Here is a 12,744-nt window from a genome sequence, read left to right as displayed (position 1 = left end):
CATCAAAGTGGGATAATGGCTAGTCCAGATGCAGCATTTCCTACTTTTATCGTGTCTATGATCTTATTATCCCGGACTCTTATAACAGAGACGGTATTTTCTCCAAAATTAGCCACATAGGCATATTTGCCGTTTTGCGTGATAGCGACTATGCCGGGTTTCTTTCCCACCGGAACGGTAGCTATCACTTTATTTTTTTTCAGCCTAATGACGGAAACGGTATTATCTCCTTCATTACCGACATAAGCAAATCGATCGTTTGGCGTTATCGCTACTCCCACAGGTGTTGAGCCGACTTTAATTTTGCTAAGGATCTTTCTGCTTTTAGTACCAATGACCAAAACGTTGTGATTCGTGGTCACATAAGCCAATCTGCTGTTTTGGGTAAAAGCAATTTGATCCGGACCCACTCCAGCGGGAATGGTGTCTATGACTTTATTACATTTCGCATTAAAAATAGAAATCGTATTGCTGTCGTGATTGCTCACGTAACCCACCATTCTTTGTCCTATTTTCTGAGGTGTGACAGTTACGCCTACCGGTCTCTTACCTACCTTTAGCGTTTGAATGACCTTTCTCTTTTTTATACATAGAACTGAAACGGTATTATCGGCTGAGTTCGTAACATACACATACCTTTGCGATGTTCCTACATCTGATGGGCTTTTTCCGACTGGGATCGTGCTAATAATTTTATTCGTGCTTCGCTGGATGACTTGGGCGGTGTTATCGGTTTTATTGATGACAACCGCATGTTTCCCATCGGGGGTGACCGCGATCTCAAAGGGACCTTTTCCCGTCTTTATCGTTGCCTTGACCTTTCTGGTTCGGGTATCAATTACCGAGATGGTATTGTCGTTGAAATTCGTAACGTAGGCGAAATGAAACGAGGGTATACGTCTATTCATGGTCACAAGGGATCACTCTCCTAAGTAATCTTATGTTGGGAGATGTGCCCCAGGGAACGGCTGTTATCACGAGGAATTTGCAAACTCTGCAGGCAACACCCTCATATGGGATCAGCATGACGAAAAGATATGATATAGTATGAAACGTTGTCATGGAGGAGCTTCCTATGCGAACCAATACAGAACAAAGAAAAATCACAAATCAAGATATTGAACAAATGATTGTCGAAATAGATAAAGGCTGGACGGAACTGAATAACATCCATGTGTCGTGTCACCATATTTGGAGGGATCTCGTGCAAATTTCGCAAGATTTGGACGAGAAATTCGGTATTTCCTATTAATTTAGTGTTTTAAAAACAAAAACAGCAAGCCCCTAGTCATCTAGGAAGGCTTGCTATTTTATTTAACTTTTATTTCGCTTGAATGTAACCTTCTGCTTTCAACAGTTCAGCGATCAGAACAGCGCCGCCAGCCGCTCCGCGCAATGTGTTATGCGACAATCCTACGAATTTGTAATCGTAGATGGAATCTTCACGCAAGCGACCTACGGAGACGCCCATACCGCGCTCGATGTCACGATCAAGTTTCGTCTGCGGTCTGTTCTCTTCTTCGAAATAAGTGATGAACTGCTTAGGTGCGCTAGGCAATTCCAGCTCTTGCGGACGGCCTTTGAACTGGAGCCAACGAGCAAGAATTTCTTCTTTGGATGGTTTTTTCTCAAACGATGCAAAAACAGTTGCCAAATGTCCATCTGTTACAGGAACGCGGATACATTGGGTTGTAATTAAAGGGGAGCTTGCTTTAACAATGGCATTATTTTCGATGCTGCCCCAGATGCGCAGCGGCTCTTGCTCGCTTTTTTCTTCCTCGCCGCCAATATAAGGAATGACATTATCCAGCATTTCAGGCCAATCGGTGAAGTTTTTGCCCGCTCCGGAAATTGCTTGGTACGTCGATGCAACAACTTGGGTTGGTTTGAAGTCCAGCAAGGCATGAAGCGCCGGCACATAACTCTGAATGGAGCAGTTAGGCTTAACGGCAATAAAGCCGGTTGAAGTTCCGAGACGTTTTCGTTGTGCCGCGATCACTTCAATATGCCCTGGATTTACTTCCGGGATAACCATCGGGATATCAGGTGTCCAGCGGTGAGCCGAGTTGTTGGAAATAACAGGCGTGCCCGTTTTGGCGTAAGCTTCTTCCAACGCTAGAATTTCATTCTTTTTCATATCGACGGCACAGAAGATAAAATCAACTTGAGAAGCTACTTCTTCCACTTTCGAAGCATCTTGAACAACAATTTGTTTCACGCCTTCAGGGATAGGTGTAGCTAGTTTCCATCTGCCTTGCACGGATTCTTCATATGTTTTACCCGCAGAGCTGCTGCTAGCTGCGATCGCTGTTACTTTAAACCAAGGATGTTGATCCAGCAATTCAACAAAACGCTGGCCAACCATTCCTGTTCCTCCGACAATACCCACTTTTAATTTTTCTGACATGTGATATTCAAATCCTTTCAAAATGGTATGATAAACTATTCAATAAGTCTGAAATGGTGTACCTAATCAGCGCGTAACCTGCATTTCTTTTATAAAAGCAAAAAAATCCCACCCCCAAGACTAATACAGCCTCAGGGACGAGATTTGGATTCCTCGTGGTACCACCCCAGATTCGCCAATATGTCGCCATATTAGCCTCTTCAAGTACGGCATTACGGTGTAATGCGGATACTTTAGCTCTGTAACAGGAGCTCCTGGCACACCATCCCCTTCTTGCCCGGTTCCGATGCGCTGCTCTGAGCCTTTTTTCAATAAAGATTTCTTTACTCCTTTTCAGCTAACGGAGCTCTCTGTGAAAGATTTCATTTATTTACTCTTCTCTTCGTCGCATTTGAATGTTGCGATAATATTATCAGATATCGATTGTAACGTAAACAAATTTTTTGAAATTTCGAAAATAGGACAAATTATTCGCCTACGATGTCCGCCCTTAAATCGCTCGCAACTTCCATCATCCTTGGAATCACGGCTTCATTCGTGCCTGACACGTAAACATCCCCCTGATAATGCCGGAAGGGAATCTTGCTGTCGCCATAACTCCACATGAAGAAATCACCTTCGATGGACATCGTGGTTGTACCGGTTATCGTAAACACAGGTGTATAGGAAAAATCAGATTGGGATGCAAAATACTGTTTGCATTCTTCCAAAGAGATGACAGCTTCCGAGTTGTCATTAACTTGCAAGGCTCTTGTAATTCGATAACGTTGGCTCAAAACCATTCCTCCATTCGTTCACCAACATATTTTATTGCAAAATCACGCAAATTGCTAGCGCAATTTTATGCAAAAAAGCCAATCCAATGACTGGAGTGGCTGGGTCGGTATCCATTTGCTTGCCATCATGATTTGGTTAGCTGTCTGCGATCTTCAACTTGTGGCGGCTCTTCCATCCAACCATGCTCAATCATGATTTCCCCGCCTTCTTTGACAAAGGGGATAATTTTTTGAGCAAGTTTCGCGAGCGCAAGCGGTAGATCACTACGCAAACTGAAAGCTCCGCCAAGCGAGTGGCTGCCAATCGCAAACGAGCCCAATAAATTGGTGAGATACATCATTATCTTATCTGAAAATGGTGAAACGGTGGAGTTAGTCGCTTTCCCCGCGTGAGTAGCAGGAGGCTCAATGTAATCCTCACGCAGAAATTCACCCAGCGTTGTTTCAACTTCTTTGGACAATTTCATGCCTTTCACAAAATATTCTTTCACATTCTTATCATGAGCAACTTGAGCGAAGCCGATCATCAGCTGCATCCCTGTAAGATTCGTTTCAATCGAATGATGTAAAAGCGAAATCTCAATCGCATTTAGCGCTCTTTTATCTTTAAACAAATTGAATCCAGATAAATAATTATCATTCTTAATAAAGGTTACCTCAGTGGGCATGGACATATAGGGCGGCCGCGATAAAGCCCCTTTCTCCTGCAGGAATTGCACGCACTGATCGTACATCTCTTGTGAATCTGCTGTTAACTGCTTAAAGAGCTCTCTGATGTCTTTCCGATATGACATCGTAGAATGAAACGCGAAAAGAGGAACTTCAATCTTGCTTATCATAAGCAAAAACATCGGTTCGTACAGATAATCAAATAACTTGGGAACCCCTTTATTGACGTCATTTGCATTAAATCCTAGCGGAATGACTGCTCCTGCTTGCTCAAAAATGTGTTTGATCGTCGTTACTATTTGATCACTGGAATCGTACGTTGCTTTCAGAATTTGTTTAACCTCTTCATTTTCTGCGTTTTCAAGGAAATATTCCAAAAAGCGAAGCAACATGGTTTTTTCTTGATAGGTCATCCACAAGTTACCTATTTCAGACGATGTCAATGGGATATCGGTTGATGCCATATGGTTGACTCCTTTATGTAAATTCGCGTGATCTCTTCCTGATGTTTACTTTCATTTATCATTTCCTATCGGGGAAAGAATATCCAGAATCCTTTTACCTTATTGGCTATGAAAATAGGGCTACCCCTCTGATCATTAAGACCTTTGGAATAGCCCTCATCATTTTTGCTAAAGACAAGATTGATGAATTGAAGCCCGGTTAGCTTTTGAGTTGTCAATTACGACGAGCCGTTCGCTCTATGGCATCAACAGTTACTTTGTACAGTTGGTGCGGCAGATCGTGTCCCATTCCGTCAACCAACAGTAGCTCAGCGCCCGGGATGGCAGAAGCCGTATCCTCGCCACACGCCGGGACGAACAGGGGATCGTCCACCCCATGAATGACAAGTGCTGGTACTTTTATGGTCGCTAGCCGCGGACGACGGTCACCGGAGACAGCGATCGCAGCAATTTGTCGACCGACACTGCCTGGATCGTAGGCTCGCAGAACTTCCTCCAAAATGAGTGCCCGATAAGCGTCATCTTCAAACGGATAACCGGTGCCGGCGATGCGTTTGGCAAAAGCGAGGCTGTGCGCCAAAAATCCTGCTTCATCCTCAAAGGGGCTCGGCGCCGGTTTAGTCATCAATGCCATGACATCCGGAGATGCTTGCGGAAGAGTGGGATTTCCGGAACTGGACATAATGGAGGTGAGTGATAAAACTCGTTCAGGGTACTCACTGGCTGCAATCTGGGCAATCATTCCGCCCATCGACCTGCCAACGAGATGTGCCCGGTCAATTGAAAGGGCGTCGAGCAGTCCGATAACGTCGCCTGCCATGTCATCGAGCGTGTAAGGGATGTCCGGTCGCTGTCCTGACATGAGTGCAGTGGCCAGTGCTTCAAAATTCAGCGCCGGATAATGGCTAAAGTGTGTCGAGCAACCTACGTCGCGATTATCAAAGCGGATCACGCGGAAGCCCCGTGCTGCTAGTATCTCACAAAACGGAGCCGTCCATCGGATCATCTGGGTTCCAAGCCCGGCGATTAGGATAATAGCTTCGTCATTTTCGTTACCGAAACTGTCATAAGCCAAATCAACACCGTTGACTTTTAGAATGTTCATGCGTATGTTCTCCTTCAATTAATTTGGTATTGGAAGTTCTGTCATAGGCAGAAGGCGTGAATCTTCGATCGCTGCAGTCCGATGCCCGATACCGGTCAGGTAGTCTTGATGACTTGAAAAAGCAAGAAACGACTGCGCGCTGCTCTGGCGGATCAGCATAACAAGATCCCATCTTTCGTCTTCGGGTCCGATAAGGAACTCTCCATCATGCCCAAGAAACAAGATTTCACCTCCGCATTCACGGAGATATGGAAGGGTGTGCTCAATATAGCGTTTAAAAGCTTCGGCACCGCTGATTGGGTCCTCCGGTGTTAGCTCAGGATTGGCTGTGTTATCGGCAACATCAGCAGGTTCAACATCACGATGCTGCCCTCAATGCCTCGTTGCATAAACTTCATGCCAGTGCGTTGCGATGGTTCGATGTAACAAATAGATTCAAACTCTGTCATAGCGGCTCCTTTCGTAGTCATAAGTTCCCTTCAGGGAATGCATGAGCGGCTAATTTCTTGACATGGTTTCTGATATCAGGTGCCCAGTCATGGATGAAGTGGTAAAAACGGTCCATATCACTAGCATACAGTGCCCGGAGAGCTTCTTCGTATTGATGGAAATCTCCGGCCATAGCTGTCATAAAGTTATAAGCTGCTTCTTGCGACTCTCGGACATTGCTCTGTTTTTCTCCGGTACGGCGAGCCTCATCAATGAGTTTGCGTAATGTTACCGACGCCCCTCCAGGTTGACTCTTGAGCCATTCCCAATGCCGTGGCAATAACGTAACCTCACCGGATACAACCCCCAACTTGGGTCGACCGGCCCGCCGTGTAGGCTGATGATTCTCTTCCTTACTGGGTAAGTCACCAAACTGTTCTTCTAATCGTTTGAGCACATCATCTGTTTTCCCACGAAAATCAACATCTACTGGCTTCCCCGTGGAATCGTCAAATATAAGCAACTGTGTCAGGTCTCTATCATTCAGAGCATCCTTCACTGTAATAACAATGTGCTGTAACGAACCACTGGCGACGACTTTCACACCCAAAAATGCCGTGCAGTATAAGCTTGTTAGGGCATTACTCATGTTAACCTCCTCTCAGATTGCCAAGCTAATTATACCCGGATAAAAATAAAAGATCAATATTACCCGGGTAAAATATATTTAATCGTTCATAAGCCAATTCCCCATCTCTACAGAAGTCTTTCCCGCCACCTCGCCAAACGCAAAAAAAGCTATCCCCCAGCCTTATCAAAACAGCTGAGGAATAGCTCATAAATACTTATTTAGCGAAAAGCTTTTCTGCCGCATCAAGCGCCATTTTGTTTCCAATGGCTGAGTAATCCAGCCAAGGCTGATCAGCAATCGGGTAAATATGACCCGCTTTGACCGCTTTAAGCCCTTTCCAAATCGGGTTAGATGACAGCTGTTCAAAAAGCTTTTTTGCCCCATCTTCATTATTCACAATAACAAAAATCGCGTCGGCATCGTAGTCAGGAAGAGCTTCCTGCGAAATCGCTTCATACGCTTTATCGATTTTCTCAACACCTTTTGCCGGCTTCAATCCTAGATCTGTGAACAAAATCGGTCCGAGCGGACGCTTCATGCCCATAACACGCAGCTCTTTCGCTGTTACACGTATCGCCATCACTTTCCCGTCAATTAGGGGGCTAAACAGAAATCGGCAAAATAGAGGATCGTCGTTCCTCTCGCCAATGAAAAATTTGCATTAGCGGAGAAATAGCGGACGCTAGTTCCCTGAAATCCCCCCACCACATAAAACAAAAAAAAAAAACCTAGCGAAAATCGCTAGGTCCTTGGTCAATGTGTTATTTCGTCATATTCTCATATTCACCCTTCGTCAAGCCAAACAGGCATTCATCAAAGTGCTGCCCCTTCGTGAAAATCATATTCCGCAGCCTGCCTTCTTGGACGAACCCAAGCCGTTCATGCAGCGCTACGGAACCCTCATTAAAGGCATACACATGCGCCGTAACTTTCTGATAGCGCAGCTCTTCGAAATAATACCGCAGCAGTATCTTTATCGCATCCGAGGCGTATCCCTTACGCCAATGCTCGCGAAAGATGGCTACGCCGTATTTGAAAGTGCCATGCCGCCGATCGCAGCTGCTAGTGCTCATACTCCCAACGAGCTCACCATCCAACGTTTCAATGGCGAGCATGATGTTATCGCTGACCGGAACATTCCCTGCTTGATTCTCTGCCCAAGCTTTCGTTCCTTCTTCCGATCTAGGAAAATAGATGACGTCACAGTGCCTCGCACCTTCCGAATCCAAATCATTCAGATGGAATTTCTCCCAATCCGAAGCCAGAACGGGTCGTAACCGGACTTTTTTACCTGACCATATATAGTTTTGCATAAGCTACTCCGTCTTCCCTTAATATTTTCGTGTAGTAACATCCCGTTTAGCCGTTTCCTGAGAGAAAATACTTTCCGCTGTAATAATATTCACCGGAATTTCCTTGCCTGCGACGAGATCTTTAGCCGCTTTGATGATTTGTGGCCCCAGCAAGGGGTTGCACTCCACGGACATGTTCAGCTTCCCGGCAAGCATAGCTTGAAAGGCAAGCTTCGTTGCATCCACGGAAATGACAATGATGTCTTTACCTGGCTTTAAGCCCGTCTGTTCAATCGCTTTAATCGCGCCAAGCGCCATATCATCATTATGTGCAAAAACAACTTGCGGTATCTTCCCCTGTTGAAGTACTTTCCTCATTAACTGCTGACCGCTTTCCGTCGTGAAATCCCCGACTTCCGAAGCGATCACACGAAATCCGTCATGCTGAGTGAGCACCTCTTCAAAGCCTTGTCTACGCTCAATTGCAGGTGCGGACCCTGCAGTTCCTTGAAGTTCTACAATCTGGGTTTCCCCGGACACAGGCTTGTGCTCCACAAGCCACCTAGCCGCTCGCCGTCCCTCTTCAACAAAGTCCGAACCTATGAACGTCGTCCATAAGGAGTCATCCTCCAGCTTCACTTTTCGATCCGTCAAAATGACCGGTATGCCCGCAGCCTTGGCTTCCGCCAAGACATCGTCCCAGCCGGACTCCACAATCGGCGTGAAGGCAATAACGTCCACCCTCTGCTGAATAAAACTCCGAATAATCTCGATTTGCTTGTCTTGGCTGCCCTCGGCATTTTGCATAATAAGGTCGATGCCGAGATCTTGAGCCGCCGCATTCTTAATAGATTCGGTGTTGGCTGCCCGCCAGCTGCTTTCAGAGCCTACAACCGCTACGCCTAACTTCATTTTTTTCGGGTTCACACTCATACGAGTAGCAACCTGTTTCAAGCTAGGGTCACTGGCTGCCCCCAGCTCTCTGGTATTTTTTTGCGTGATAACATGACTTGGCAAAATGATCTTCTTGGGAATGACCTTCTCACGGTTCAGAATATCGAGTGCGTATTGAATCGACTCTCTGCCCCCTGTCGGACTAGTAACCGTCCCGCTAAGAACGCCTTGTTTAACTAAATCAAATCCTCCATTTACCGTATCCAAGCCATCAATACCGATGATTTGAACATTGCTCAAACCTAAGGCATCAATCGCTCGAGATGCGCCCAGCGCCATGGCATCACTATGCGCAAATACGAGCTTAATCCCGGGAGAACTTGGTAAAATACGCTTCAACTCGTCTTCTGTCCGATCCCGCTGCCAGTCCCCGACGATGACTTTATCCACCTGAATCGATGGTGATTGCGACAAGTAATCTCGAAACCCACGGCTCGTTTCTTCAACGGATCTGGAACTGACGGCTCCTTTGATCTCCACAACATCGGCTGGCGCGCCCCCCAGTAAGTCAGCAGCTAACTTACCCGATTTTTTGCCAATCGACAGATTATCCGACCCGATAAAAAGCGAATAATCATAGCCGGTAACGCCTCGCCCAAGGACAATGACAGGAATCTCCTTATAGACCTCCGTCACGATCGGGGTCAGTTTCTCCGAGTCATTCAGCGATATAATGAGCAGATCGATGCCGTACTTCATCAGCTTCTGGACATCGTGAACCTGCTTCTCACTATTTTCAGCAGCATCGGTAAAAATAAGCTTAACGTTCTTGTGCTTTTCGGCTTCTTTCCGTATTTCATTGTTCATCAGCAGCTGCCGGGGTTCATTCAAGTTCGGTTGACTAATGCCAATTAAAAAATCAGGTTCATCTTTTACCGCTTTAAGGTGCAAGAGGCTTGCGACGAGCATGACCACAACCAGGCCAATCAAGCTAAAGATAAGCAGCCAAATGTAACCTTTTTTTGAGGGAACCTTCATCCTAGTAGTCTCCACGCTTTCTATATTCCAGTGGCGATACGCCTGTCATTTTTTTGAAGGTATGGCTGAAATAATGCTGCGATTGGTAGCCGACTTTTTTCGCAATTTCATACATTTTGGAAGTCGGATCATTCAAATATTGAATGGCTTTTTTGATCCGAATATCGGTAAGACAATCTACAAATGATTTGCCCAAATCTCTTTTTAACAATTTACTCAAGTACGTGGCATTGACATTCATCTGTTCGGCCACTTCGGATAAGGACAAATCTTCTTTATAATAATAGGTTTCCAAATATTTCTTCGTCATCATAACAATAGGAGTCAAAGCGCTTTCACGAATCAGTTCCTGATTCATCTCTTCATAATGTTTTGGCACTTGTTCAAGCTGTTCTACAACCGAATGCGTAAGCAGCATGCTGACTCCCAAATAGGTCATGACCACACGTTCAAACTCTTGATAGACAGCTCGTATACTGTTAAGATCTGAAATTTGTGTAAGGGCAGCTATTCGGCCTTTTTCAGCGCTAAACACCGTGGAGATCGGCAGCTGCGGAAGCATTTCGCTTAAAATATTTTTGATGGCAAACTCAAGCAATGACGGGTCCCAAATTTTGCTCGGGGCATTCGCTGTCACTTTGCCGAGCGGCTTCAGAAGCAGCATGCTGATTTTCCCATGGAACTGCGGTTGAAAAAACAGCCATTCTTCATCAAACTGCTCCTTCGTTAATTTCCCGGTAATCCATTTGCTAAAAAACTCTTCCCGCATCGTCTCCGCATTGAACTCCAATTTATGGTTCATCCATTGCGTATGCTTTTGCTCCACTCTATCTTTCATCAGCACTTCGAGCGCCTTGTTTACGGCTGAGCTAAGCTCCGTTTTTTGCACAGGTTTTAGCAAATAATCAAAGGCATTGAGACGGACAGCTTGCTGGGCGTAAGCAAATTCATCATGACCAGAAATGACGATCACCAGGCAATTCGGATTTTGATCATGCAATTTTTCAATCAATTCAAGGCCATTCATGAAGGGCATATTAATATCCACAAACATCAGATCAGGACAAGCTGAAGCCGCAATTTCGAGCGCTTCTTTCCCATTTTCAGCTTCTGCAACAACCTCAATGCCCATATCTGCCCATGGAAGCGTTTTACATAAACCGTTTCGAATGCGTGGTTCATCGTCTGCAATCATAAGTTTCCACATATTCGTCACCTCATCCTGTCTTTTTCACTGCTTGCACCATTGGATGCTTGATTTCGACTGTTGTACCTTTGCCAAGGGCACTATAGATCTGAATCCCGTAAGCGGTACCATAAGTGAGCTGAATACGCTCATTCACATTGAACAAGCCGATTCCGTAGTGATCTTCGCGCATTTTCTCCCCACGTAAAATTTGATTAATTTCCTCCAGTTTTTCCGGAGGTATGCCAGCTCCATCATCTGTGATTCGAAAACAAATCAGATCCGACTCCAGCTCAGCACAAATACTGATTTTCCCCTTGCCTGTTCTTGCCTTGATGCCATGATAAATCGCGTTTTCAATTAAAGGCTGCAAAATAAGTTTAAGGACCTGATAGCTGTACAAATGTTCCGGAATATCGAATTTAAAATCTAATTTATCCATATAGCGGGACATTTGAATAATCATATAGCTCTCGGCGTGCTTAACCTCATCCCGTACTGGAATCCACTCGTTTCCACGATTCAATCCGATTCGGAAAAGATTCGTAAGCGCTCCGATTACTTCAATAATATCGTCGGCTTCATATTCTTGCGCCATCCACTGGATGGTATCCAGTGTGTTATATAGGAAATGCGGTTTGATCTGGGCTTGAAGAACCTGCAGCTCAGCTTCCCGCTTTTTTTTCTGCTCCACGTAGACCACATTAATTAAATTATTAATTTCTTCCAGCATATGATTAAAGCTGTTGCCCAGCTGTCCGATCTCATCATTGGTCTCGGAGACGAAACGTTGATTGAGCTCACCGTTCTTCACATGACTCATCAAACTCATCAGCTTACGGATGGGACGGATCAATGTACCGGTAAAGTAAGCGGACAACAAAGACGCCAAAACAATCGTTATGAAGGTAACGATGAGTGTATATAGCTGAATATCTGTGATAACTCTCTGGTAATCGTCATTCGGAATAACCCCAATGAATCTCCACTTATTCGTTGCGGAATCATTGAACAAAATGCGATAATCGTGCCCTTTAATCTGCTGCGTTAAACTTCCTTGCGAACCGTCCGGCAGCCATTTGCTTTGAATGCGGTATACGATATCGTTGGTTGGCGCATACACAATATTGCCTTTGTGATCCAAGATGTACATAAAACCGGATTTGCCGAGCTTCACATTTTCAAAGATGGATTTAATCATATCCATTCTTAAATCCATAAGAACGACCCCCAGCACTTCTTCCGTTTGGGGATCCACTACTGCGTGTACGAGCGATAATACATCGTAGGAACTGTAATTTTGGGACGTCGAAACGTTACGCCCTATCGGATTACTAATGATCATCGTATCATTAGGTGCTTTTAGCGCATCCTGAAACCAGCTTTCCTCGACCAATGAATCGCGCGTAATGCGAAACATATCATGCGATGTAAATGCCCCGCTTTTATTAACTAACATAATGCCCATGATTTCTTTGTTGCGCTCTGTGTACATGGACAACGTCTTGTCAATCCGTGCAACCTCGTCTTTAGAAGGTTCTTGCCCTTTCATTTGCATAAACTTCTCGACTTCCGGATCCTGGCTTATGTAGTGTTGAACATCCTTAAGATGCTCGATATAATAATCCACATTGCTTTCAACCTGATGAATCATCTGCAGCGTACTTTGGTCCGCTTGATTCTCGGAGTAACTGCTGTATGTTCGAATGCCCCAAAAGCTGAGCGTAAGAATAGAAATAAGAATAATTAAGAGAAAGATGCAGTTTAGCTTAAAACGTATGCTGCGGTCGTGCCACCAACGAAGATATGCTCTCACTGCGATCCTCCTCTTAATTGATATGGTTCTTATAATA

At 45.0% G+C, this 12,744-nt stretch carries 12 protein-coding genes, 1 pseudogene and 1 other annotated feature; of the genes and pseudogenes, 1 reads left to right on the top strand and 12 read right to left on the bottom strand.

Annotated elements, in window-relative coordinates; all coding sequences use genetic code 11:
- Positions 1–2: 2 nt before the first annotated feature.
- A complete protein-coding gene (locus ACUN27_RS11745) occupies positions 3–908 on the bottom strand; it encodes a YVTN family beta-propeller repeat protein (RefSeq protein ID WP_445560621.1) in 906 nt (301 codons plus the stop codon).
- 167 nt (positions 909–1,075) lie between these two features.
- On the opposite strand from ACUN27_RS11745, the gene ACUN27_RS11740 reads away from it, so the two are divergent.
- Positions 1,076–1,252 (top strand): hypothetical protein, encoded by a 177-nt coding sequence (locus ACUN27_RS11740; protein WP_157326056.1) that lies wholly within the window; start codon positions 1,076–1,078, stop codon positions 1,250–1,252.
- A gap of 69 nt (positions 1,253–1,321) precedes the next feature.
- Here the strand turns inward: ACUN27_RS11740 and asd are convergent, their stop codons facing one another.
- The 11 genes and pseudogenes from asd to ACUN27_RS11685 form a co-directional block, all read right to left on the bottom strand.
- A complete protein-coding gene (asd, locus tag ACUN27_RS11735; protein WP_445558952.1) occupies positions 1,322–2,407 on the bottom strand; it encodes an aspartate-semialdehyde dehydrogenase in 1,086 nt (361 codons plus the stop codon).
- A gap of 130 nt (positions 2,408–2,537) precedes the next feature.
- Positions 2,538–2,802: a binding site (T-box leader), on the bottom strand.
- A 72-nt stretch (positions 2,803–2,874) separates the two neighbouring features.
- Positions 2,875–3,183 carry a hypothetical protein gene (locus ACUN27_RS11730; RefSeq protein ID WP_315952686.1) on the bottom strand — a complete coding sequence of 103 codons (309 nt, stop codon included), beginning with the start codon at positions 3,181–3,183 and terminating at the stop codon, positions 2,875–2,877.
- 125 nt (positions 3,184–3,308) lie between these two features.
- Complete coding sequence (locus ACUN27_RS11725) at positions 3,309–4,316, bottom strand: DUF3231 family protein (protein ID WP_326062468.1); 1,008 nt, start codon at positions 4,314–4,316, stop codon at positions 3,309–3,311.
- 214 nt (positions 4,317–4,530) lie between these two features.
- A complete protein-coding gene (locus ACUN27_RS11720) occupies positions 4,531–5,421 on the bottom strand; it encodes an alpha/beta fold hydrolase (protein ID WP_315952690.1) in 891 nt (296 codons plus the stop codon).
- An 18-nt stretch (positions 5,422–5,439) separates the two neighbouring features.
- The gene (locus tag ACUN27_RS11715; protein WP_445558951.1) at positions 5,440–5,643 is read right to left on the bottom strand and encodes a hypothetical protein; all 204 of its coding nucleotides are present in this window, start codon (positions 5,641–5,643) and stop codon (positions 5,440–5,442) included.
- Positions 5,644–5,887: 244 nt separating this feature from the next.
- Complete coding sequence (locus ACUN27_RS11710; protein ID WP_326062465.1) at positions 5,888–6,499, bottom strand: DUF2239 family protein; 612 nt, start codon at positions 6,497–6,499, stop codon at positions 5,888–5,890.
- 196 nt (positions 6,500–6,695) lie between these two features.
- Positions 6,696–7,073 (bottom strand): annotated as a pseudogene (locus tag ACUN27_RS11705) (ABC transporter substrate-binding protein); the annotation flags it as partial.
- Between the two features lie 169 nt (positions 7,074–7,242).
- A complete protein-coding gene (locus ACUN27_RS11700; protein ID WP_445558950.1) occupies positions 7,243–7,794 on the bottom strand; it encodes a GNAT family N-acetyltransferase in 552 nt (183 codons plus the stop codon).
- Between the two features lie 18 nt (positions 7,795–7,812).
- Positions 7,813–9,705, bottom strand: coding sequence for a substrate-binding domain-containing protein (locus tag ACUN27_RS11695; protein WP_445558949.1), 1,893 nt, complete (start codon positions 9,703–9,705; stop codon positions 7,813–7,815).
- Between the two features lies 1 nt (position 9,706).
- Positions 9,707–10,912, bottom strand: coding sequence for a response regulator transcription factor (locus ACUN27_RS11690; RefSeq protein ID WP_326062460.1), 1,206 nt, complete (start codon positions 10,910–10,912; stop codon positions 9,707–9,709).
- Positions 10,913–10,922: 10 nt separating this feature from the next.
- Positions 10,923–12,707: a sensor histidine kinase gene (locus ACUN27_RS11685; RefSeq protein ID WP_326062459.1), complete on the bottom strand. Its 1,785-nt coding sequence runs from the start codon at positions 12,705–12,707 to the stop codon at positions 10,923–10,925.
- Between the last annotated feature and the right edge of the window lie 37 nt (positions 12,708–12,744).

The organism is Paenibacillus sp. WC2504, assembly GCF_052682475.1.
Note: the sequence above shows the minus strand (reverse complement) of the source record. Positions and strands in the feature narration are given on the sequence as shown.